We start from the raw sequence: 23984 nt of genomic DNA, 5'->3' as shown, positions 1-23984 counted from the left end.
TTGTGGAGCGCCAGGCTCTGTTTAATTAATTAACATTCAAAAGAAATGTATTCGGGTTTATCAATGGCAGGTTTCAAATGAGACATCCAGGTTAATTGTCCCAGACAAGCATTTTTGCTGCCAAACTGTGTAAATTTCATATCTTGTTGATTCATCCAAAGCTGAATCGACACCTTGATTCCATCATTGATATATTGCTTGATCAAACGAATCAAAACATTCGACAATGTCTCACCAGGCAATAAATTTTTGTATTGTTGATACGTCAATGGACCGATTTTAATTTCAATTTTGTTTTGTACGCTCCAATATTGCTGTCCAAGAATAGTACCAACACCTAGACAGGCAAATTCACTGTTAGCTTTTAGTGAAGTTTGCTCTTGAGGATCGATTGTCAGCCACTCACCACAAAACTGTTCTATCGCTACTGGTGCTGCCAAAAAATCACTTAACATCGATTCTAATGACGTCGCATTACGCACATGTTTGGCAAAAAAGCCGGCATAGTAATTAAATACCGACTCTTCTGCGAGGTTACCGGTTAAACTGTCAATACATTGAGTAAACGTATCTCTTTGCCCAACTCGCCCCGCTCTACCATATTGAATCGGCACACGGTATTTTTCCCAAGCACGGTAAAATAACGAGATCAAGCGATGATTAAACAGGTTTAAGAAATCAACTAAGGCTAAATCTCTTGCTTTTAAACGTTGCAGTACAAGTTCGGTATAGTGCTGTGGTAATACTCCATTTGTACCAATAAGCCCTAAAAAAGCAACCACAACCTGCCATTTTTGTGGCTTATCGTCTTTTATTTCACGGTGGATTTTACACACTGATAAGCCATTAAATCCTAAACTTGGATCAACCTTAAACGTTAGCGATTCTTTATTTAATGGTCCATCAAATCCGATTTTGGTCATATTTTCATGGGTAATAATTGGCATGGAAAGCTCTTTTTCGCGTTCCAATATATACACCGCTTGAAAAAAATCAAACTCATGTGGATTATTTAATAATGCCTGTAAACTCATAGTAGTGTTCGATTACCAGTCATGGGCAACCCAGTATACAGTGGTGCCATGCGGTCATATATTTTAATTTGTAATTGAATAAATGAATTAATAGCCGTGTACTGTGAAAAAAATCTTTCAAGTACTTTGGCAAACAAAAATACACCATTACCAGCGTAAGAATTTTCTTTAAACTCAATAGTAATTAAATTACCCAGCGCTATGGCTCGAATCCCCTGCACTAAAATTCGTGCAGATTTAGGTTCGATTTTTAAGCCGGTAATACCGTCAATAAAGTTTCTTGAGTCGGGTGAACGCCTGAAGTCATAGAGTGCTAGAGTACGACGTAATGTCTCTAAGCCTTGTTCACCACTAAAATTTTGTAATGTTAAATGTGATACCAGTTGCCAGCGTGTTTTTTCATGCAGTGGAACACGCAAGGTTTTACTTAATGGTGTTTTACATTCAACAGTTAGTAGTTCTGAGAATGACTCAACCAGTTGCATTTTGGGTTCACCCGGTGAAAATGGTAAGGCCGCTGGTTGATTTCGATTTGAGCAGATTGCATCGACATTGAGTACCCAGCCTTTATCAAACTCCTGATTTTCAAAATTCATATCAACAATTGACAAATAGGTTTCAAACCCATCTTTAATACTGTCGCCTTTTTCTTCAAGCATTTCACGGCGAAGATGCCAGTAATAATTTTTTTCATCCATTTGCTGAGGATAATTAGTCTGATAAAACGGCTTAACTTCAATTTCATCGCCGTCTTGTGAAACCAGCGTTACTCGTTTTATGCTCAGTACTTCTGCTCGCTCAGTCTCACCAATATAAGGATGAATTTTGACTTCTTGCTGATACCGATCCAATTGAATCGGATCGGTTCGAATCTCATATTGATTAACAATTGGCGTACAGGCATAGGAAAAGTTGCTGGTTGTTACATGTCTTTCCAGTTCTTCGTCACCAATGTCAAAGTACAAATACAGCGTTGCATTTGTATTAATATCATGCCAAAGTTCTTGCATTCCTGTAATTTTAAAAAATAAAAATTTTTCGGGGCAAGTAAAGTATTCTGCAATTAACCGAGATCCGCTAAAAGATTTGTTTTTATAAGGAATTACGCCTTCATTATTTTCCAGCCCTTTAAACTTTAAATTTTCTAAAGGGATAGACTTTGCAGTTTTGTAATCGGTGGGATCTGCTAGCGCTATACCAGTAAGATTATTAAAGATCAATTCAAATAGTTTAAAGGGAATTTGTCCTGCGCCTGATAAAAAGCAATCAAAGTCAGCAGGTTTGATTTGATTAAATGCATCGCTCCAATAACAGCTTTGTAAATTAATTTTAATAACAGACTTCGCTTTATGCGAAAAATCAAACGAGGGGGCATCGAATGGTGTACCACTCATATTGACTTCAACCACTTGATAAGGATAAACATTCAGTTCATAAGCGGTTTGAAAGCTACAGTTGTGATCATAATTATTCACGTTCTCAATTTCACTACCTTTAGGTAATGTAAAAGCCGATTCCAAACTATCTGTAGGTAAAAATTGAACAATACTGATGGCAGGAATAGGTGCTTGGTAATCGGGATAAATTGTATTAAGTAGCGCATCGGTCAGCTCTGGAAAACAATCATCCAGTTTGTGTCTGATTTTTGCAGTAAGAAATGCTACACCTTCAAGTAATCTGGAAACATGCGGATCTTCTATATTATCTTGATCCATTTTTAGTCGCCCAGCTATTTTAGGGTGCTTTTCCGCAAATTCAGCCCCTTGTTGACGCAGGTATGCCAATTCTTTGTTATAGTAATTTAATAATTCATCATTCATGAATAATCTTCCAGATAAACTTTTCTGTTGATTGGCTCAACTCTTGTATTAAAGGAGATCACTTCCGAAGACATATCACCCTTGAGTACTGCTCGAATAGTAAAGTGAAGATTACGATCCACATCATCAGGATCCTCACTTAAAATCACTTCAACTCGCGCAAATCGAGTTTCAAATCGACCGATAGCTGATTCAATAATTCTAATAAATTGCTCACGATATTCTTTAGCTGCCAAGTTAATGCTGGTGAAGTCAGGTAGTCCATAGTTCACCAGTGACTTTTCTAAGTGGAAACAGTTTTCAGGCAAAATATTCCAATCCACTTTAGCATTGAGTAAGTTTTCCAAATCGCGGCGAATACCCGATTTAATTTGTAAAAAAACTTCATACTGACTCTTTTTTCTTTCAGCTTTTTTATCTGGCTCATGGTCAATGAGCTTATCAATGATCGAAAGTAAATCGGTAGATTCCATGAGATTTTCTCTGCTTAGGCTGCAGCTTCTATTTTTTCCATATCCATAATTGGCACCGCTTCATTACCAATTAAAAATGTTCGTTGACCAATTCCTCTAACCAGATTCTGTGCGACTTCATTCCACTCAGTGACTTTAGCTAGCTTGCTGGCGTCATTATCTGAACCGATATAGCAAGTTGGTATGCGAACTTCGCCTTTCATGCCATTTTTTAACAAGATTTCTGCCCGTCGCCATAAAATATCGAGTCTGTCTACCGGAGCAATAAAAGCTAGTTCTTCAATTTGACTGATGTGTATCCAATAGTATTTGCCATTACCGCCTATCACTTCGATAAATCGGCCAACAACATCATCCAAATCACGAAACTCTTCTACGGCTTGGCCATTATATTTAATATTAATCGGCTGTAATTCTTTCTCTATTTTTTTCAACGACTCAACCGCATTTTCAATATCATTTTCCTTTAAATTAATAACAGCAGCTAGTTGCAGTTCCAGTTCACTATTTTTATCGAAAAACTCAGGTAAAGTACCATGCTCAAAAAAGTCAGCTCTGGCTTGCGCACCTTTTAAAGTGAGTCTAAGCAATGAAGCATTCATTGCTAGCTCAGGTGTTTGGTGTGCTAAAAAATCCAGTTGTTTGTCTGCCCGTTCAAATTCACCGTTAAAGCACAGCATTTCAACCAGTAAGCTTCGACTATCGATGTCAGTTGGATTTTTCTTCAACGCATCATTAAGTAGTGATATTGCTTCAATTAATTTTCCATTTTTAAATTTTTCTAGTGCTTGGTTCATTGGTATTTACTCCTTTAAGCTTTCGCTGGTAATTCGGTTACAAGTTTTAAAGATGACACCATTTGGTCCATTTGAAAGTGCGGCTGCAAATGCGCAATACACGAATACATACCCGGTCGTCCGGGTACATCTTCAACTGAAACACTGGCTTCTTTTAACGGGTATCGTGCTTTTAAATCAATTGAGTCTGAGTCACTAGCGGTTGTGTATTCATGTAACCAGTTTTGCAGATACAACTGACATTCATTTGAGCTGTCGAATCGTCCAACTCGATTACGACAGATGATTTTCAGGTAATGGGCAAATCTTGATGCACTTAATATATACTGCAACATGCTCGAGATTCGAGCATTGACATTGGCGATTTGTTTATTGTAATCACGTGGTTCCTGAATTGAATTATTACTATAAAAAACATGATGACTAGAATTTTTTAAGTGGCAAAGAGAAATAAACCCATTGTGACTTAATTCATGTTCTGTTTTATCACCTATCTTCACATTGACCGATGCGGTAATTTCTCGAATATTACGGCTGACTTTTAAATATTCAAAGGGTAATGATTCGACAATACCACCATCAAATTGTCCTCGTGTCGCACCTCTGATTTGAGCAAACCAACCATGATTGGTGAACGCGCGAATAAGTACAGAACCAAATGCAAAGGCAGCATTTCCCCAAAGATAATCATCTTTGGGATGACGAATCAGCTCTGAAAATTGAAATTTATTTTTATTATTAAAATAATACTGACGATAAGGACGTCGCATTAATATTTCGGGTAAAGTTAAACCGATATAACGAACATCATCGCTGCTGCGTAAAGAGCGCCATTTGACAAAGTCGGACTGCATAAAATGCTCTGAAATATTAATTGGCCTTCCTAGGTCGGTAAAATCATTTAATCCCAATAATGAAGGTTTAACTGACGCAATAAAAGGAGAAAATGATGCCGCAGCAGTTTGCGAAATCAACTTTAAGGTATCGAGATCATTATAAGGAATGTTTTTTCTTGGTGTGTGTGACAACTGATAATTAGCAATAATAACACCATATGGTTCACCGCCGGGCATATCAAACTCTTGGCTGTAAATCATTTTGAAAAATTCACTTTGATCAAATTCAATAGCTTTATGAACATCTTTTGATAGTTCAGCCCAAGATAGGTCGATTACTTTAATTTTGATGCGACCTTCAATATCTTTTTGATGCTTTTGCACAGCCAAATAAAACAAACCAGTCCAGGCACTTTCCAACGCCTGAAAATCTTCATGATGTAAAATATTTGATATCGCTTCAGAAAGAATTTCATCTAATAATGAAATCATTTTTGATAACTCTACACGTAAACAAAGCCGCTTATTTTTTTTGGTTTTTAAGTCGGAGTATTTAGATAGCCAAATACAAAATGCTTCAATGACATTGTGTGATGACGTTACCAAGGTAATAAGTGAGCGCGCACCTTCTTTATCAAGAATTGCTTTTTTATTTGATGTATTAAACGCTTCAGGTTTAACTTTTTGAAAAGTATTTTTACTAAAAACACTCATGGTTCCCACTCAAAAAAAACATGAATTTCCTTATTTTTATATAATACTTCAATTTCTATTTTATCTTTTAACAAACAACCAATTTAAGTAATTTCAGCCCGCAAAGTGTTACGGGCTGGGTTATTACTCATTAGTTCATTTCTGGAATTTTTGCTACCATTCTTAATGAAGTAGTTAATTCTTCTAATTGTAACCATGGCTTTAACCATGCAATCGCATGATAAGCACCAGGCTGTCCAGGAATCTCACGCACTTGCACTTTAGCATCAGCCAATGGATATTTCGCTCGCATATCTTGACCGGCGCCTTCAGAACCGTTGACATACTGTAATATCCAATCATTTAACCAGTTTTCAACATCTGATGCTTCCATAAAGCTACCAATTTTGTCACGCGCCATTACTTTTAAATAATGTGCAAAACGAGATGTCGCCATCAAATAAGGCAAACGTGCAGAAATTGCCGCGTTTGCAGTGGCTTCAGGTGAATCAAACTTTTTAGGTCTTTGTGTTGTTTGCCCACCAAAGAAAACCGCGTAATCGGTATTTTTATAGTGGCATAACGGTAAGAATCCTAATTTGCTTAACTCTGCTTCACGGCGATCGGTAATACCAATTTCGGTAGGACATTTCATATCTGGATCGCCATCATCACTAATGAACATATGTGCAGGCAGATTTTCAACTTTACCGCCGCCTTCGGCACCACGAATAGCAGTACAGAAGCCATATTTGGCAAATGAATTGGTAATTCTGGAAGCCATTACATATGAAGAGTTCATCCAGGTATAGTCTGAATGTTCAACATTGATTGACATGCCTTTATCAGCATCAAGTATTGTTTCTTCAAAATGAAACTCTTCAATCGGATTTGTTGCCTGGCCATATGGCAAACGCGCTAGTACACGAGGCATAGTCAAAGTAACAAAACGAGAATCATCAGAATCACGGAAAGAACGCCATTTGCTATACTCTAATGATTCAAATACTTTTTCTAAGTCGCGTGGTTTTGACAGTTCCATCCAGCTTTCAAAACCAAATAATGCAGGCGAAGAAGCTGATAAAAACTGGGTAAAACCAGCAGCACACACATTTGACATCAAAGATAATGTTTCAATATCTTGTGGATGATTTGTAAATTCATAATCACCAACGATTGCTGCATATGGCTCACCACCCGGTGTACCAAATTCAGACTCATAAATCTTTTTAAACATTTGGCTTTGATCAAACTCAACCGCTTTACTCAAATCTTTGTAAAGCTCTTCTTTTCGTAAATTCATCATGCGCAACTTTAGCGTTGCACTGGTTTCTGAGTTATTAACCAAATGATGTAAGCCTCTCCAAGAGCCTTCCAACTTTTGGAAATCAGCATTATGCATAATGGCCGAAAGCTGTTTTGAAATAATTTTATCTAACCCGTCAATCGCTTTATTAAAAGTTACGGTTAAATTCTTATTCCAGGTCACGGTGCCTTTTAGCGCTTCTTCAGTAAGTGTTTTTATCAGTTCATGCGCACGCGAATTTTCAGTTTGTTTGGTCGCAGAAATCGCCTGATCAAGAATACTGATCTCTTGTACTTCTGCGGAGCCACCTTGTTCTAATTCAGTTTCAGCACTCATTATGCATCTCCTTTATCATCGTTTTCACCTAATTGCAGTTCTTTTGCCAATGCATCCAGGTTTTCAGTATTACTTAATACTTTTTCCAGAATATCTTCCAGCTCTTCTGAACGGTCAATTTTAGTCATTAAGTCACGTAATTGATTACGTGTATCCATAAGCTTTTTCAGTGGCTCAACTTGTTCAACAATCGCACCAGGCTCAAAATCAGCCATTGAGTTAAAATCAAGTTTAACGCCTATTTCACTGCCATCACCAGCTAATGTGTTTTCTACTTTAAATTCAAGCGCAGGAGCTTGTCTTTTTAATACTTCATCAAAATTATCACGATCAATTTGAATAAAGCGTCGATCTTTAAGTGGCTTGTTAACGGTACTGGCGTTTCCGGAAAAGTCACCAATAACCCCCATGACAAATGGAAGTTCTTTTTGTACTGTTGCACCTTCTGTTTCTACATCGTAAGTTATATGTACGCGAGGTTTTCTTACTCGTTTGAGTTTGTCGTGTATACTATTGTCCATTAGACTCTCCGTAAGTTAGCTGAAATTAATTATTCTCTGACCGCGATATGCCCGTAAACTTGTGGTATTGCGCCCTGGCACTCTCATCAGGTATCAATTCATCCAATAGCTCAGGTAACTTCATATCACTCCAGCGAACCGCCTGCTCTAGTGAATAGGAAATTGGTGAGTGCGGTTCGGTATCTCTAAAAAACTGAGCAATTACTGCCAATTGCTCTAGTGCTCTTTTTCGGTTGAGCTTACCGTTCATGTTATCAGTTGATTCATTTGTCTCTCCTTCAATAGTCTCTTCTCCTTCTTCTTCATCAATAACTGATTGTGTTACTGGTTCATGCAAAATATCTTTAGCGATGTTTTCCATTGCTTCCTTGCAAAGTTTTAAACGATTTTTTATGTTTGATGTTGGAACATGCCCGCCTTGAGCTAACGCATCAATTTGATCAACCAGTTCATCAAATGCCAAAATTGCTTGCTTTAAATGTCGATATGTATCTCTTAATTGGTCTGGATTGCATTCTTTGACCGTTTCAGTAATCATATCAAAAGTAACCGCTCCATTTTGTATGCGTTGCAACTTTTTAGTTTCGTCGGTAAGTTTTTCCAGTTCGACAGCCTGCTCATACTGCCAGGCTGCAAATACTTTTGATTGTCCGATAAATAATGGGACCGCACCAATCGGCATAATTAAGGCACCATCAGAGTCAATGCCGTTGAGTCCGACTAACGGACCAAACATGGTTTCTAATCCATCTTCATCCTTTGGAAATAATTGGTCATTAAAATTTTCCAATAACCGTCTAGTTAGTTCAAAACCATAGGCTAATCCTTGGAAATCAAATCGACGTAGTAATGCTTCAATATACCAAGCAACAAACTCTAGATCTTTAGTTTGTGTCTTTAGCAAGTCAGGCACTTGATCGATAATTGGATTCCAGTCGAAAAGGTTACCACTAATTTCATCAGCATCATCGCTGACATATTCTCTTTCTTTACGACGTGCCGAATTTCGTATGTCCTTTAACGTATAATAAGGTGAGGTTGGTGAGGCATCATTTCGAAGGTCCACGCCACAAGGATTTTCACCAGCAAGCGGCTGGATTAAATCATCTATTATTGCAATTTCGTCAAATTCATTCATATAAAATTCTTATGCTTCCAGAATTATTCAGCAATTATTTAATAAATCATTATTACTAACAAGGTATGGTTGTATCACAATATTCAGCAACAACTTTTTTATTAACCTTAACTAAAACAACCGTGACATTATCGCGAGCTTTTCTCACTAATGCAGAATAAATTAAAGCTCTACGCGACTCCATTAAACTTCCATTTACCAGCAGTTCGGCAATTTCTAAATCAACCAGTTCTTTATTAATACCATCACTACACAGCATAAAAATGTCTTCATTTTGAAATTCACCATGCATTGTTTCCATTTCAATAGTGTCATCGGCCCCTACTGCTCGAGTAATCACATTCGCAAGTGGGTGTGCTTCGGCTTCTTCTTCGTTAATAACACCACTGTCGACTAAATCATTGACTTGACTATGATCTTTTGTAATTTGGGTCAGCAGTCTATCCCTTAATAAATAAGCTCGACTATCACCGGCCCAAGTAAGAGTATATCCATTCTGGTCTAGTAACAATGCGACAACCGTACTGCCGACAACACCGCCTTTATAGCGACTTTTAGCTAAATTTCTAAGTTCTGTATTGGCGCTATCAATTGAACGGTGTAGCCAGGAGAGTAATTCAAAGCGATCTTTAAAATTGTGATCCGCCATTTTATTCAATTCATCAACGATCAAATTACTGGCAATATTTCCGCCATGATGCCCTCCCATGCCATCGGCAACCAACCACAGACCTAAATCCGGCCGTTCAAGATAGGCATCTTCGTTGAGTTTTCTGACTGCACCACGGTGAGACTCACCAGTGGAAAGCCAGGTATACATATATTCAGCCATTATTTTTCCATCACCTCATGAGGTTGCCATCCCCATTTTTCCCAATTACCATCTAACATTGCAGCATAGCGTCCTACTTCCGGTAATCCTTCCGTTACGAGCAAACATGGTGCAACTTTTTCTGAACCATTTGTCCACCAAAGTGAATAACTACCAAATAGTTTTGACCAGGATAAATGCAATAGTTGATTTATATTTGTCATATTTTCCTGATTAAACTCTCCTTCTAAATACCAACTTAATTTGCGTCCAGGAATCGCTTTACCGATAACTGAATGGTGCGCAATAGATTCTGAAGTTTCCTGCTCAGCATTTAACAGACTTAGTGTTTGGCAAAAATTATTTAAATCAAATTCAGCAGGGTCCAATGCAGAAAGTGCCAGCTCATTTAAAGTATTGAACCAATCACTATTTTCAAATGCCATTGCAACCGGATTATCAAAGGCCTGATGTGCAATAGTAAACGGAAAATATCGCCCAACTTTATCAACACTCGGGAGCACTACACCACACATAGTTTGCTTACCAGCAATACCGGCAGAAAGTGAAAAATTCCAAATAGGGCTGATTAAATAATCAGTTAACCAGTTATCTGCCAATTGCTCACGACTTACCCCAATAATTGATTGCAACCATTCATTCCAGATATCGGTAAAATCCTGGCTTAAATCGGCATGAATAAAATCCCCTTTGCTAGGAATTTTTCCACAATAACCAATACTAAAATTTTGATTCGCATTTACAATTGCTGAGGACATCGAAATCTCTCCAAAGATACGGTATCAAACGGATTAACGACACTATCTGTGACTAATTCAACAATTGCTTCATTGCCTTTTGATAAAAACTTCAAGTTAATTTTATCGCTACTGGTAGATTTCTTTTCTGAAACTAAATCGAGCATTTTAAACCAGGACCACGGCCCCTCAACGGTTACACTTGTTGCTTTACCGCCATTATGCGGAGTGAACACAAAACGCGAAATACCAGAGTTTTCACCCGGCCAAGTAAATGGAACCGGCCTTGCAGGACCATGACGATAGGTTAGTACTTGCTTGTCAATTTCAAGAATAAACTGGCTAACTTGCGTATCCAGAAATTTGGGAATCAGAGAGAAATCAACTTTTAACTGTTGTGATCCTTCCTGAAAAAACATGCGCTTAATTCTGTCTGCGCGCTGGAACTGCCTTAATGAACTGTTTTTAACACCGATGTATTTTTTAAATGTCCAAGGCGATTGTGTTTTGTCAACAAACGATGCCAAATGTTGATTAAAGAATTTATCTAACGTACCACCATATCCAAAGAATCGCTTGAAATCATTAAGCTTAATCGTCTTTCGACTATTTTTAACCAGTGGATAACGCCCGCTGATTGCATTGTTATACTCTCTTAAAACGGTATTTCGCCAAATCGACGAAATATGCTGTTGAGCACCCGAAGTGGTTAAGTTCGACGTATCTTGTGCCAGTTTTCCAACCCATTGGTTAAATGGACGAGGAAAGTCATTGCTAAAATCTTTTAAACGCTTAACAGAGCGAGAGCCATTATTAATTGACTCTAAAGCTACGCTACCGCCATCTCTATCCGCCAATAGTTTAAGATATTTTTCGAGATTTTCGAGAGCTGGCATTATTTCTTCGCTTTGCGGTTTATCACCATTAATCGCATCACCCAAGGAAAAATATAAAATATCAGAAAACTCGGTTTCAACTTGTTTACCAGGCAATTCTTCCTGTTGTGCAAACTGATTAATATTCTTCGGAATCAATCTTTCTAATCGATTTTTCTCTCGGGCTAGTCGGGTATTTTCTAAACCTTCTGGTGTCGCATCAGCCAACTGTCCTAACTTTTTATCAACATTGTTCTCTGGTACATTCGTTAGTTGAATATTTTTAATAATGGCATCAGCTAGTGCCTGAATAGGTTTTCGCCCGGTTGTTAATTGACGCAATACATTCTCGCCTTCTTGTGCCGATGTAAATCCGTCTAATTCAACATCATCAATTAATCCTCGCCATAAATTGATATATTCTTCAAAATATAAGTCTTCTACTTCAGCATAAAGTGCATCAAGGTTTTCCTTTTTTAGCTGATCTTCAAATTCTTTTCCATAAATCCAACTCTCTTCAGCTAACCGCTTAAGTAAGGAATTACCTTCAATTCGAAAAACACCGTGATAGCCTGCATAGGTAAATAATCCTGGTATTTCATCGTTTAGCGAACGACCACTTTTACGCGTAAATAGGCGTGCTTTTCTGGCGTTCAGAATATCGGTAATTCGAAATCCTGGCGGTGTAATATCGACAACATCTTCTTTCAAGCGAACATAAGCTCTTTGCGCAAGAGAGGTACTCTGTAATTCTTCTCGGGTTTGTTCTATCAATCGACTGTCTAATCGGGGAATTCGAATATCTGAGTCAAGAGCAACTCGCAAATGTTCCATTAAATTGCTACGAATTTCGTCATTGACCTTTCCAGGTAATAATCTTGCCCATTCTTGACCAAGCCAGAGACTGAAAAGTTCTTTATCCATTTTTTCAGGCATTCGCAACATTAAGTAGAATTTCAACGAAGCGTATAGAAATTCAGATGCAGCCATATTGTTAGATATTTGCTTTTCCAGAACACTAATAACGTAGGGAACAAAAATATTTTCAATACCTCGAGTGTAAGCATCTGTCGCCTGCTCACCAATTTTATCGCCTTGGTATAATCCCCATTGCATTCCCGCCGGTATTTCACTTTGTTCAGTTTCATATCCATTGGGTAAGCGCCGTAGAGAGAGCAAACCTTCATTTAATGTAATCAGATCAGTTTCTTCGGTTAAACCGCCATTGGTTAACGCTTGATAATTATCAATTTGAGCTTCGACCGTTTGCTTAAAGCGAACATTTTCACGATAGCTATATGTCCAGCCAATTAAACAAGAAACTAAAACCAAAGCTCCCGCTGCAATAGCACCACGTCGTAAATATAATTCTCGCTTCTCCAAACGGTGGTTTGCGGTTGCCAGGTTTTGTTCTGGAAAAATAATTTCATCGAAAAGCCTTTTTAAAAAATAGCCTTTTCCGTCTCCCGAATGTGAAATAGGTTGTCTTGCAGCTAGGCCTAGTCCTTCAGCGAATTTACCAATCACCCGATCGATAGGTGTTCCTTCCTGAGTTGCACTGGCAATGTAAACCCCTCTTAATAGCGGGTTTTGTTCAAATTTATTTGGTGAAAAAATTTCCTTTAAGAACACATCCATTGAATCCTGCATAGCTCTTAATTGTTTGGGAAATTCATAAATTGCACAGCGTCTCTCTGGATCACGCTCATGATTTAGAAGTGAAAACACCCGCTCATTAGCGCGCTGAATTAACGCCATAAAGTATTTATTAAATTCGCTAACAACACCTTCTGACTCGTTAGGCTTATTAGTAAATGTAATTCCCCAAACCTGCTCTCTTTCTTCTCGCGATAAATCATCAAAAAATTCATTAAAGCCTGACACCAGATCGGCTTTGGTAAACATAACGTAAATCGGAAAATTAATTGCCAAACGATTATGAAGTTCTTGTAACCGCTGTTTAATAGCACGGGCATATAAACTTCTTTCCGTGGGTGTTTGAGTTGCCAGATCAGTTAAGCTCACGGTAACTAAAACACCATTTATTGGCCTGCGAGGCCTATTTTTTTTGAGTAATTCTAAAAAGCCAATCCAGGCGTTTGAATCTGCTTGAGCGTTACTATCTTGTGTTGTGTATCGACCCGCAGTATCTAACATTATTGCTCGATCAGTAAACCACCAATCACAATTTCGCGTTCCACCGATGCCGTGTACAGCGTCAATTCCCATTTGTTCTTTTAAAGGAAAATTTAACCCTGAATTATTCAGCGCCGTTGTTTTACCTGAGCCTGGAGGACCAATAATAATGTACCAAGGTAAGGAATAGAGATTTTTTCCCTGAGACATTTTCGAGTTTTTCAGGATTTGTAGCGCTTCTTGCATGCGCCCTTGCAGATAAGAAATTTCTTCTTTAGAAGTTGAATCTAGTGCTGCATCACCTGGATCGAGCATGTGATCCATAATTTCTTTATTAGACTTTTCAGTTTTCAGTTTATGTCTGAAATTGGCAAATCCCCAAATTAATGCAATCACTAATAAGGTGACCAGCCTGGAAGTTTCAGATTTCCAAGGCTCATAACCCCCGATTGCCAAAAGTGGCCCACCAAACCAAATTATTATGGTTAATGCTAATACACCAATAAAAGTGATAAAAATTCGATTATTAAGCGCACTTTTAAGGCTGCTCCATAGCTTTTTCATTTAATCCTCTCACTTACCATTTTTATTGAATAATTAAAATTCTGTTATTACAACTTCTACGCGACGATTTAAAGCCCGATTGGCTGCATTCGTATTTTCAACCAGTGGTTCTAAATCTGCCTTACCTTCGGAAATAATTCGTTTATCCAGTTGTGCATTCTCTTTCATTACCTTGACAACCGAATTGGCTCTTTCAAGTGATAATTCAAAATTAGACCGGAATTGATAACTGAATATCGACACATCGTCAGTGTGCCCGACAACCGTTATTTGCCCTGGAATTTTTTCTAAAGTCAGTGCCAATTTGACTAAGATTGGATTAAACGATTCATTAATAGTTGCACTGGCAGAAGAAAAAAGATTTTCTGCTTTAAAACGAATAATAATTTTTCCTGGCTCATCGACAACGGTTAAAAAACCACGTTGTATTTCAGCTTGTAATAATTGTTGAAGCTGCAATAATCGATCTAACTGCGATGGTGAACTGACTTGCTCTTTATCGGGTGAATTAACCAAAGTGTACAAACGACTTAGTGTGGTGTGTGTTTCATTATTCAGGTTATAGCGAAACAGCATAAAACTGGTTAACATTAGCGCGCCAATTATGGCAATAATTACCCAAATAGGCATGTGATCAACTAAGCCATCACCTTTTAAACCTTCACTACTCCAGGCTGGTGAGAGTTCTCTTTCATATTCACCGTGAGTGTCTCTAATAATTCGATAGACCCGCTCGCGTAGTTCATCCAGTTTGGTTGCCCCACGTTCTTCAAGTCGCATTTTGCCTTCAAAGCCAAGTGACAGACAGATATATTGAAACTCAATCAGATGGATATGCTTTTGTGGATTAGAAATGGCTTCATCGAGAATATTGAAAAAGTGTTCACCCCCCAAAGTTTCTTTGTGATAGGCCGATAATAAACTTTCCATTCCCCAAAAGCTGTTACCTCCCCAAGGTGTGTTTAATACCGTTTCATCTAAAATGGCACATAAACAATATCGAGCGGAATAAACGATTTCCTGATCGAGATTATCACCTCGTAAACGATGTTCAAACTCTCGAATAAGTTCAATACACTGTTGATGTAAAACTTTAACATCCTGATGGCTGGTAGTATTCCTAATTTGTGCTAACAGAGAGAGCGCTGTTGCAGCAGCATCTAAAATAGGATTAGCACCAATGCCAGGAACGATTCCCTGTTTGATAATTTTTGTATCAACAAATCCAGGAACAACAGTTCTGTCTGCATTACCATCTAATGAATTACCAGATTTTGGTATCGGCGGCGTTTCTCCCAACATTTCGGTAATTGACGGCGATGCCGCTGGCGCTGGAGAGGCGCGATTACCAAGAGGTTTTCCGCCCGGTCTGGGAACCAATATTGTTCTGTCTTCTGCGGTTGTTGAATCATCCATAGTACTTATCCTTTAATTGACCAAAACTCCATTGTTAATGACGGGTAATTGCCAGACAAATGGAATGCAAATCCTGCTGAGTTTGTCATTTGTTGCCAATACTCACCACCAGGATCAAGTTGAAAATAATGATAACCAGCATGAAAAGGAATTTGTCTTGGGGCTACAGGCAATGCCGTAACCGTAATTCCCGGAAGCTGATTGTTAACCAAGTCGCGAATTTTTTCGACCGGACCAATTTTTAATTGTGCGGGCAATCGATTGCGGATTTCTTCACCGGGCAAATCAGCATTGACAGCAAGAACAAAACGGGGATTATCTAGATCGCTTCGATCATTAATTCTTGCGACTTTAATACCAAACTGTCTTTCTTCAATCTGGTACTTGACTGCTGACTGCTCAAGAACTGTGCTTAAATAACGGCTTAAAATTTGGCGCAAAGCTAAATAAGTTTCTGTCAGATTATCGTGTTGATATAGCGGCAGTGTTTCGAGGTCAGGGCGCTTTTCTGCAGTACAAAAAGTTGCCAGATCACCTATAATGCTAATGATAACTCGATAAAGTTCTTCGGGGTGCGTGCCATTCGTATGCAGGTAATGATGAAACATTGGCTCCATTCGATTGATTGACTGAAGCAATAGAAAATCGGTAAATGCCGCAGAACCACCTTGAACAGATTGAATAAATCTTCCCGATAAAGCTTCGGCGCGCTGCTTTAACAGCCCTTTAATTTCACTAATTAAAGAGTTGAGCTGACTATTATCCTGGCAAGAAATCACGGGCGGTATAAAATCGGGCTGCAACATTACTGCGCCAGATTCACGTACTTCGAGTATACGAGCGACTGGTAACTTGGTGTAACCGCTTAAGTCTTCGCTTTCAAGCGCTAAACGAACTCGCGGACAATTGACCGCAACAATTTCAGATGTTTTTGCGCCAAGATTTAAATCGAAGATCTCTTTTTCTTCACTAAAATAACGGGTTATTTCATTAGTTTGGCGTTGGGTTGTCGTCGGTACGCCAGCTCGCAATAAAGGTAACGCTAAATACACTAAAGTATTTTTTATTTCTTTATCAACGGTAATTGGATCAGGTAAGCGACTTTCAACAGGCATATGAAATGGTAAGCCATCTTGAAAAATACCTTCGGCAGATTCTAACGAAAACTTACCTAATTCTAATAATTTTGAATCAATTTGATAACGTTTTAACCCCCAAGCAAATCCATGAATAGCAGAACAACGCTTTTCAATTAACGACTCCAGATGCAAATCATTATGTTGGAAATGGTGGGGTCTGAGGAACATTCCTTCGGACCAGACTATTTTATTAGCCATAGGTAATCATCCCTTGGTTGATTATTTTTCTTTAATATAAATTGACAGCTTTTCTAAATACACATCGAGTTTATCGTGCCCATCGGCATCGGCGGGAATAACCGCTCGCCATCGTGAATTGGAAATATCTCGATACGCAACAATTAATCCAATATATTTGGTTCCTTTGTTTAATGTCAATCGATGAGTTGATTGCTGTCCGGGGCGAAACTCTAACTCATCTTTGCTGAGCAAATCACCTTTTAGTACAGTCTGTGGCTTTTCATATAAAACAAAAAAATCACTACCATCAAATATAGTTCGCGAGCCCAATTCATAAATCTTGACTACAACCGGAGATGGACGTCCTTTAAGATCAGGATTTAACTCCGGTGCGGCTTTAAAATTTAAATCAGTAAATGGTGGGTAAATCATATTCATTGTTGCACAGGCAGATAATAAAACGATACCCCCCAGTAATAAAATTATTCGAAACTTATTAGCCAGTTTATTTTTCATCATTTCCAAATCCCTAAAATATGGTTCTTATTGAATTAGTGTTTATCTATTTAAATTTTTTCAGTTGTTCTTCATATGCATTTGCAAATTCAGTAACAAACAGCTTAGGTGAGTTGCCTTCGGCATCTTTCATTAAGTCTGCATAAATCTCTCGATAAAAATCCCAACACTTGGCTTTTTTTGCCGCAGGAATAACCGAATCTAGCATTGAATTTGAATCGGCTTTTCGTTCAATTTCGGAGGGCTGAATATAACGCAATAATTCCAGCAGTGCACCCTGTGTTCCTGACAATAATGCCAACTGGTGCCGATTAATATCTTGAAAAGCTTCTTCAACCGCTTCTTTAGGACCTAAAAAGCTACCACCTAAGTGCCCAAATACATTCCGCATTGCATCTTCCACTGTGGCAGAAAACTTTAAAGGATTATTTTCGTTTGGCTTAATCGTTGTTTGCAGTACTCTAAATTCATTTTTTAAACTGGTTCGTGAAGCTAATGTGTCTAATATACCTTGTAAAAGTACTCTGACAACTGCGCCCATTTCTTCAAAGAACTCCAGTTCGGCATTCACATTTAAGCTTTCTGGATTTACTTCAAGCCCACGGAAAAAAGCCGACAAGACTTGCGCGCCATACAAACCACTGTTGGGATTAAATCCTTGCGGCGCTCTATTTTGCTGCGCCATATTATTTCTTGGCGCATGATTTGAAACCGTTTGAGAGCTCTGCTGATTCGATTGGGCTGACTGAACCGTTGAAGTACGTGTGGACTGCGCAGCATAATTTGCAGCCTGTTGAGTTATCGGTGCTTGTGGTACATCGACTACCGTCTGGTTTAATGATGTTAGCTCTTCAGTAGCAACTGATTGCGGCTGGCTGGCTGCAACAGATTGAACTTGTGCCGGTTGTTGTTGACTTGAAACCTGGCTTGGAGTTTGTTGATGAGACTGACTTGCAATCAAGGGTTCATCAGCTAATAAGTCTGCATCCCAATCACTGGGAATAAATGGCGGTGGATCAAAATGTTCATCACCTTGAAATGTTGCACTTTCTCCAAAAATTAAAGCACCATTCTTTTTGGCTTCCGATGGCGGTGGTACATTATTTTTGTTAAGCCCCAAAATAGCAGGCGCTTCCGAACTTTCTGCGGAATTCGCAATCGATGTAACCGTTGGTGTATTGGGTTTCTTCTTTACTGCGGGTTTAGCATAGGCTTTTTTAGGCGTTGGGATATTTTGTTTAGCAACAGGGGCAGGCTTATTGGCAACATTTTTTGCCGTCACATCTAAAGCACTGATCACTATTTCATAATCACCCAAAGCTAAATGTAACCCTTCACGAAGCGTTACAAAATTGCCTCGCCCTAGTGCTTCGACGCTACGATCAACAAATAGACCGTTAGTCGAATTATCGATTACTCGATATTCATTATTTTCAAAACGAATAAAAAAGTGTTTTCCAGAAATAATTTTTTCAGGATCAGGCAAATACCAATCGCACTCTTTTGAGCGACCAATAACACCGCCCTGTTGATCGAATGTTTTATATGATTCTTGCCCTGGAGATAAGCGTTGATAGCTTGTTAATGTTAAAGTGACTGACATGATTATTGATAACTACTTATTGAATACCCATTTAAAATCCATTTGTAGGATATCTAATTAACTCAAAAAATGGTATTCGCATAATTTGCCAATAGCACTTTGAATGAATTAATTCAGCCCACAAAAACCTAATAACTATCTCATTATTATTAAAAGTTTATTGCAATAACTCAGATTACAAAATTATTTTAACTCAATGAAATAAAATGCCAATTCGAAAAAGACAGAGATTGCCTTTTCCCTTAAGACAACACTAACAATTTTTCCACATTAAAAATAAGGGAATTAAATTGACAGGTCAACCATTATATTGGATCTACGCTATTCGATCAAAACTAATCCCGCAATTCAAGAACAATCCCAATAAATATTGAAGTTCCATTAAACAGTCGATATTTCAATTAAAAAATTATTCTAAAATTAGAATAATATTACTCAGGTCACAAATTCCTTAGATTAAGTTACGATGCGATTATATTAACTATTTGAGATAATCAATGATAATTTGATCACAATTTTATAATTTACTTATTTAGATAATAATTTGGTTAAAATAAAATACTAACTTTGAGGTTGGAGCACTGTTTCGACTCTGTTACAGTAGTCAGTTAAAGTAAGAATTGGCTAAAAAATATCAAATAACAATATTGAATTAGTTGTTCATAATTTTTGATATTAAATTGAACGACAAAGAGAACTGAACAATTAAAATTGTTATTTGACAGTTTGTGTAAACTGTTTAATAAATACACTACTAGCATTAAAAATTTTAAATTAAGACAAAAATGGGAAAGTTTATTTGGCTTTCAGGGGCTAAAATCGGTGATTTATAAGTTGCCGATCGACACTAAAACAAAATAAACTTGAAAATTGCAAGTCAAAGGAATTTACGGATATGGCATCGAATAGCAATCGTTCAGTAGCAACAACTGACAAAGATCCTTCAACGGTTAAAAAAACTTCATCAGCCCCTCATTCATCGGTTTCCGATGACAACCAGACTGTTCAATCTGCAACCAACACGCAAAAGAATAATACTCAAGTTACTGAATCAGCAACTGAATCCAAGCCTGTTCAACAAAGTACAGCGAACAGTAAGCCAATTGCCCCTGATACAACACAAGTATTTGATACGCCACAATTTTTAATTGATGAGCTGGAATTAATTGGTGATTATACTGAGGACTTAAGAAATACAGATGAACCGGGTGACACGCAAGTTTTTGATGCCCCAATAATCCTTTCCAGCGAATACAGTCAACAAGAAAACTGGCAAGCCGAGTCTCAACAATCAATTAAACAAACCTCAAGCACTGCGATAAAGGGGAACAAATCTTCAACGGCTGCTCAACAGGTCAATCTAAAACAAGTGGCTCCAACAAGTGCACAAGGTAACAAGCAAACAGCAAATCAATCAACCAATAATCAACAAGAACCCATTAAAAAAACTGGTAATAAAATGTCAAAAGACGCAACAACACAAAAAGTAGCGACAGATTCTGATCGGGGAGATTTATCTGATGTATCGCTGGCAACTGCTTATTCTGAAAGCAGTGAAGGTAAAACGGTCGTAATGAACCCGGTTGTTGTTAATAAGCAACCAGCCACAGCGAAGAAAGCACCAATCAATTCAGAAGCACATCAGGCTCATGCAAATCCTGAGAAAAAGCCAGCAGAAAAAGTTGAGACAAACCAGCCCAAAGCTCAACCGGCAGCACCAATTAATCGTGATGACACCACAATTACCCCTTCGCCAGTAAAAAATAGCGAAGCCCAAAAGCCAACAACCCCAGCGGCCGCCAAACTTGGATTAACGCTCAAACATCGATTTAAACTTGTTGAGCATATTGGTGATGGTGGTATGAGTCAGGTTTTCAAAGCTAAAGATCTCAGGTTGGAAGCGGCTGGCGCTGATACCCCATTTATTGCCATTAAAATTTTGAGTGAAGAGCTTGGCAATCATCCAGAAGCGCTCAAAGTTATGGCCAGAGAATGCCAAAAAACACGTGAATTATCACATCCTAATATTGTAAAAGTTTTTGATTACGATACTTGTGACAATATTAATTTTATTACCATGGAACTTTTGGAAGGGGAATCGCTTGATAAAGTTATTCAGCGTGCTAAACCTCGAGGTCTTGAATATAAGGGAGCATTGAATATTCTAGAGCCAATCTGCCAAGCACTTGATTATGCTCATCAACACGGAATTGTGCATGCAGATCTTAAACCCAGCAATATATTTTTAACTCGTTCGGGTGAGATTAAAATATTTGATTTTGGTGTGGTACGTGCACTTTCTAAAAATAAAGACAAGTATTCAGCCAACATAGATGATTCAGCTAACAATCCAAAAACTGGTGGTTATACGCCAGCGTATGCCAGTCTTGAAATGCTCAATGGTGACGAGCCCGACTTAAGAGATGATCTTTACGCACTTGGCTGCATTGCATATGAATTACTCTCCAGTCGTCATCCTTTCAACAAAACACCTGCCAATCAAATTAAAGAGCAGGATGTTAAGCTCGAAAAATGCAAAAACATTCCAGCTTCAAAATGGAAAGTACTGAAAGCAATGCTGTCGTTAAACAAAAATGACAGACCAGCAAGTGCCATGACTTTTTTAGACCTGTTACAAAATAATCAGTTTGGCAAACTGGCTAAAATAGCTGCGGGAATCGTCATTTTAGGTGCGGCAGGTTTTTATACTAATCAGCACTATTCGTCATATCAGCAGATCAACGAAAACCATTTAACCGAAGTCGCTAAGTCTAAATTTATTGCCGATCTCGAAAATGCCGACAGAAGTACTATTATGGCGGCTTATGAGCAACTATCGACTCATGATAAAGTCATTCAATTAGCATTTTTAAGAGCTTTTCGCGGCAAAATTATTGATGATTACCAAGCCCAAATTGAAAAGAAGAAAACCGGAAATAATGGAAAGTTTGCAGACTTTGTTGGTCAAATTAAAATTATTGATAAAGTTGAAGCCATTTTTCCTGATTCACAGCGTGTTCAACAAATAAAAAGAGATGTACTTACCTCGCGAACACATTTGCTGCAAGCCAAAGAGTACAAGTTTAACAATCTGTTGCAACTTCAGCAGTATGCAGCATCAGATGATGGCGAAGATGTATATACGCTATTGACCGATATGCGAACGATAAAACCCGGATTTTCTCCCCAAATTGTTGATGAAGCAGCAGCCCTTTATGGTGAAGCCGTTAAAACAGCAATACGCGAACAAAACTACGCGCTAGTTGAAAGTTTACTGAATACCGGAGAAACCATTTTTCCTGAACATAATGAATATAAAAAGCTGGTTGCCAAAGGTGGAAATTATCATAGCGCTGCCAACCAGCTTGCTTTATATCAGGCATCATTGGCAAAAGAATCTCCCCTGCCTTTTCCACATGCCCAGGCCAAAGTTTTTTACTCAGATTTAATTGAAGAGTTAGCAACAGGTGTTAGTCAAGCTGAGAGCCAAACAGAATTAGATAGTATCTTTGATCAAATCACTCAATGGAGTGAAAAGTTGCCCTACTCGTTTAGACCTTTGGATGATTTACGCAAACTGCTCTCTTCAAAGTATGTTTCATTAGCCAATAAAATGAACAAACAACGAAAATTTTCGCAAGCTAGTCCACTCTTCCAAAAAGCAGAAAAATTGCTGTCTTATAAATAGTCTATACATTCATTGTATACACTTTTGGGAGGCTTTTACTTAGCCTCCCAAATTTGATATGTAACGCAGAGTCTAACAAATGTTAAGTAGACAATCTTTGTACTTGACTTTACTCTGATAAACTATCTCAATTTCTGGACAACAATTGACAATAGTTTTACTTTATCAACAGTTTTGCTTTAAAAGATATCGTGCAAAAATTTCTTATTGACCAATGAACTCATAAATGCATGTTAACAGACCTAAATAAACAGTCATTGGATAGTCATACAGATATAGCTTCAATCAACTCAAAAATTTTTTGTGAACCACTAGGCACTTTTTAATCAATGACATAGCATTGAAAACACATTCGTGGAATAACTATAGAAAACCAAAAGAAAAAAACTTAGACTTCATCTGAAATAGATATTAAACGGTCTTTATTGACTAAATGTTTATATCTTTTTAGATTGTGAATGTTCGACAAGGAAGAAATTATGATTTACCGACAATCGAATAAAAGAAATGGCACGTTTTCTCGCAAACCTGACTTGAGCGCTAAATATGTATGCGCTATACATGCAAGCGCTATACATGCAAGCGCTATGCATGTATTGATATACTTTACATTAGCATTACTACTCAGTCTAAGTAGCTTAACTATACAGGCACAATCTGCACCACAACCAGCTTTAAAACAACAAATCAAAAAAATAAATCACGCTAAAGACGAATTTTTTAATGGCAGATTAAAGCAAGCGCAACAACTTTTACTACCATTGGCACAAGCAGGTCATGCGGAAGCACAGTATTATCTGGCATTAACCTATCGACAAGAATCACAAGATCTGAATAACCAAGAATTAATATTCAACTATTTACTTAATTCAGCACAGCAGCATTTTATTCCAGCTATGTGGGAGCTTGGTCAAGCTTACGAAAATGGTATCGGCATTGAATCTGACCTAATCGCTGCAACCGATTGGTATCGACTGTCAGCGCAACTCGAAGATAAATCGCCAGAAGATATACTATTCATTACCAATAATAACAACGCGCAGTCTGAGAAAAAATCATACTCAGAAATCATTGAAGAGTTGGAGTTAATTGCACAAAAAGGCGATACAGAATCCCAGGTTCGCCTAGCGGCAATTTATGATACGGGAATTGAACAATTTAGAAATTCACAAAAAGCATTTAAATGGTATCACACTGCGGCAGAAACAGGACATCAATATGCACAATTCATGTTGGGCTACTTTTACTGCCGCGGTATTGGTACACAAGTTGATAAAAAACAGGCAAACAGTTGGCTGGAAAAATCTAAACGCCAAAGCCGTTGTACTCAATAATTAAGGAGAG

Annotated in this window: 17 protein-coding genes; 2 read left to right on the top strand and 15 right to left on the bottom strand. The window is 38.0% G+C overall.

Annotated features, from left to right (window positions below; genetic code table 11):
* Positions 1 to 29: 29 nt before the first annotated feature.
* The 15 genes from tssG to tagH form a co-directional block, all read right to left on the bottom strand.
* The gene (gene tssG / locus ABVT42_RS09495) at positions 30 to 1034 is read right to left on the bottom strand and encodes a type VI secretion system baseplate subunit TssG (protein WP_353874555.1); all 1005 of its coding nucleotides are present in this window, start codon (positions 1032 to 1034) and stop codon (positions 30 to 32) included.
* Positions 1031 to 2854 (bottom strand): type VI secretion system baseplate subunit TssF, encoded by a 1824-nt coding sequence (gene tssF / locus ABVT42_RS09490; protein ID WP_353874556.1) that lies wholly within the window; start codon positions 2852 to 2854, stop codon positions 1031 to 1033. The genes tssG and tssF overlap by 4 nt, the downstream gene beginning before the upstream one ends.
* The gene (tssE, locus tag ABVT42_RS09485) at positions 2851 to 3327 is read right to left on the bottom strand and encodes a type VI secretion system baseplate subunit TssE (RefSeq protein ID WP_353874557.1); all 477 of its coding nucleotides are present in this window, start codon (positions 3325 to 3327) and stop codon (positions 2851 to 2853) included. The genes tssF and tssE overlap by 4 nt, the downstream gene beginning before the upstream one ends.
* Positions 3328 to 3341: 14 nt before the next feature.
* A complete protein-coding gene (locus ABVT42_RS09480) occupies positions 3342 to 4124 on the bottom strand; it encodes a type VI secretion system accessory protein TagJ (protein ID WP_353874558.1) in 783 nt (260 codons plus the stop codon).
* A 14-nt stretch (positions 4125 to 4138) separates the two neighbouring features.
* Positions 4139 to 5674 carry a type VI secretion system contractile sheath large subunit gene (tssC, locus tag ABVT42_RS09475; RefSeq protein WP_353874559.1) on the bottom strand — a complete coding sequence of 512 codons (1536 nt, stop codon included), beginning with the start codon at positions 5672 to 5674 and terminating at the stop codon, positions 4139 to 4141.
* A gap of 130 nt (positions 5675 to 5804) precedes the next feature.
* Positions 5805 to 7295, bottom strand: coding sequence for a type VI secretion system contractile sheath large subunit (tssC, locus tag ABVT42_RS09470; RefSeq protein WP_353874560.1), 1491 nt, complete (start codon positions 7293 to 7295; stop codon positions 5805 to 5807).
* Entirely contained in the window at positions 7295 to 7816 is a 522-nt protein-coding gene (gene tssB, locus ABVT42_RS09465; protein WP_353874561.1) for a type VI secretion system contractile sheath small subunit, read from the bottom strand. Before tssB ends, tssC (ABVT42_RS09470) begins: the two co-directional genes overlap by 1 nt.
* 25 nt (positions 7817 to 7841) lie before the next feature.
* Positions 7842 to 8954 carry a type VI secretion system protein TssA gene (gene tssA, locus ABVT42_RS09460; RefSeq protein ID WP_353874562.1) on the bottom strand — a complete coding sequence of 371 codons (1113 nt, stop codon included), beginning with the start codon at positions 8952 to 8954 and terminating at the stop codon, positions 7842 to 7844.
* Positions 8955 to 9009: 55 nt separating this feature from the next.
* On the bottom strand, positions 9010 to 9786 hold the full coding sequence (locus ABVT42_RS09455) for a PP2C family protein-serine/threonine phosphatase (protein WP_353874563.1): 777 nt from the start codon (positions 9784 to 9786) through the stop codon (positions 9010 to 9012).
* Positions 9786 to 10544, bottom strand: coding sequence for a type VI secretion system-associated protein TagF (gene tagF / locus ABVT42_RS09450; protein ID WP_353874564.1), 759 nt, complete (start codon positions 10542 to 10544; stop codon positions 9786 to 9788). Before tagF ends, ABVT42_RS09455 begins: the two co-directional genes overlap by 1 nt.
* Positions 10526 to 14098 carry a type VI secretion system membrane subunit TssM gene (gene tssM / locus ABVT42_RS09445; protein ID WP_353874565.1) on the bottom strand — a complete coding sequence of 1191 codons (3573 nt, stop codon included), beginning with the start codon at positions 14096 to 14098 and terminating at the stop codon, positions 10526 to 10528. The genes tagF and tssM overlap by 19 nt, the downstream gene beginning before the upstream one ends.
* Positions 14099 to 14131: 33 nt before the next feature.
* Complete coding sequence (gene icmH, locus ABVT42_RS09440; protein WP_353874566.1) at positions 14132 to 15514, bottom strand: type IVB secretion system protein IcmH/DotU; 1383 nt, start codon at positions 15512 to 15514, stop codon at positions 14132 to 14134.
* A 5-nt stretch (positions 15515 to 15519) separates the two neighbouring features.
* Positions 15520 to 16851, bottom strand: coding sequence for a type VI secretion system baseplate subunit TssK (gene tssK, locus ABVT42_RS09435; RefSeq protein ID WP_353874567.1), 1332 nt, complete (start codon positions 16849 to 16851; stop codon positions 15520 to 15522).
* Between the two features lie 21 nt (positions 16852 to 16872).
* Positions 16873 to 17352 carry a type VI secretion system lipoprotein TssJ gene (gene tssJ / locus ABVT42_RS09430; RefSeq protein WP_353874568.1) on the bottom strand — a complete coding sequence of 160 codons (480 nt, stop codon included), beginning with the start codon at positions 17350 to 17352 and terminating at the stop codon, positions 16873 to 16875.
* 43 nt (positions 17353 to 17395) lie between these two features.
* Positions 17396 to 18952: a type VI secretion system-associated FHA domain protein TagH gene (gene tagH, locus ABVT42_RS09425; RefSeq protein ID WP_353874569.1), complete on the bottom strand. Its 1557-nt coding sequence runs from the start codon at positions 18950 to 18952 to the stop codon at positions 17396 to 17398.
* An 895-nt stretch (positions 18953 to 19847) separates the two neighbouring features.
* Between tagH and ABVT42_RS09420 the strand changes: the two genes are divergently transcribed.
* Together ABVT42_RS09420 and ABVT42_RS09415 are read left to right on the top strand one after the other, a co-directional pair.
* The gene (locus ABVT42_RS09420; protein WP_353874570.1) at positions 19848 to 22640 is read left to right on the top strand and encodes a protein kinase domain-containing protein; all 2793 of its coding nucleotides are present in this window, start codon (positions 19848 to 19850) and stop codon (positions 22638 to 22640) included.
* Between the two features lie 479 nt (positions 22641 to 23119).
* Positions 23120 to 23974 (top strand): tetratricopeptide repeat protein, encoded by an 855-nt coding sequence (locus tag ABVT42_RS09415; RefSeq protein ID WP_353874571.1) that lies wholly within the window; start codon positions 23120 to 23122, stop codon positions 23972 to 23974.
* Positions 23975 to 23984 lie beyond the last annotated feature (10 nt).

Origin of the sequence: Aliikangiella maris, from assembly GCF_040719265.1 — a bacterium.
GTDB classification, from domain to species: domain Bacteria; phylum Pseudomonadota; class Gammaproteobacteria; order Enterobacterales; family Kangiellaceae; genus Aliikangiella; species Aliikangiella maris.
The sequence above is the reverse complement of the archived record's forward strand: the minus strand, read 5'-3'. Positions and strand labels throughout refer to the sequence as shown.

Bases quoted from the DNA above. Each gene is read 5' to 3' on its own strand.
- tssG (WP_353874555.1), bottom strand. From the start codon at position 1,034: ATGAGTTTACAGGCATTATTAAATAATCCACATGAGTTTGATTTTTTT.
- tssF (WP_353874556.1), bottom strand. From the start codon at position 2,854: ATGAATGATGAATTATTAAATTACTATAACAAAGAATTGGCATACCTG.
- tssE (WP_353874557.1), bottom strand. From the start codon at position 3,327: ATGGAATCTACCGATTTACTTTCGATCATTGATAAGCTCATTGACCAT.
- ABVT42_RS09480 (WP_353874558.1), bottom strand. From the start codon at position 4,124: ATGAACCAAGCACTAGAAAAATTTAAAAATGGAAAATTAATTGAAGCA.
- tssC (WP_353874559.1), bottom strand. From the start codon at position 5,674: ATGAGTGTTTTTAGTAAAAATACTTTTCAAAAAGTTAAACCTGAAGCG.
- tssC (WP_353874560.1), bottom strand. From the start codon at position 7,295: ATGAGTGCTGAAACTGAATTAGAACAAGGTGGCTCCGCAGAAGTACAA.
- tssB (WP_353874561.1), bottom strand. From the start codon at position 7,816: ATGGACAATAGTATACACGACAAACTCAAACGAGTAAGAAAACCTCGC.
- tssA (WP_353874562.1), bottom strand. From the start codon at position 8,954: ATGAATGAATTTGACGAAATTGCAATAATAGATGATTTAATCCAGCCG.
- ABVT42_RS09455 (WP_353874563.1), bottom strand. From the start codon at position 9,786: ATGGCTGAATATATGTATACCTGGCTTTCCACTGGTGAGTCTCACCGT.
- tagF (WP_353874564.1), bottom strand. From the start codon at position 10,544: ATGTCCTCAGCAATTGTAAATGCGAATCAAAATTTTAGTATTGGTTAT.
- tssM (WP_353874565.1), bottom strand. From the start codon at position 14,098: ATGAAAAAGCTATGGAGCAGCCTTAAAAGTGCGCTTAATAATCGAATT.
- icmH (WP_353874566.1), bottom strand. From the start codon at position 15,514: ATGGATGATTCAACAACCGCAGAAGACAGAACAATATTGGTTCCCAGA.
- tssK (WP_353874567.1), bottom strand. From the start codon at position 16,851: ATGGCTAATAAAATAGTCTGGTCCGAAGGAATGTTCCTCAGACCCCAC.
- tssJ (WP_353874568.1), bottom strand. From the start codon at position 17,352: ATGATGAAAAATAAACTGGCTAATAAGTTTCGAATAATTTTATTACTG.
- tagH (WP_353874569.1), bottom strand. From the start codon at position 18,952: ATGTCAGTCACTTTAACATTAACAAGCTATCAACGCTTATCTCCAGGG.
- ABVT42_RS09420 (WP_353874570.1), top strand. From the start codon at position 19,848: ATGGCATCGAATAGCAATCGTTCAGTAGCAACAACTGACAAAGATCCT.
- ABVT42_RS09415 (WP_353874571.1), top strand. From the start codon at position 23,120: ATGATTTACCGACAATCGAATAAAAGAAATGGCACGTTTTCTCGCAAA.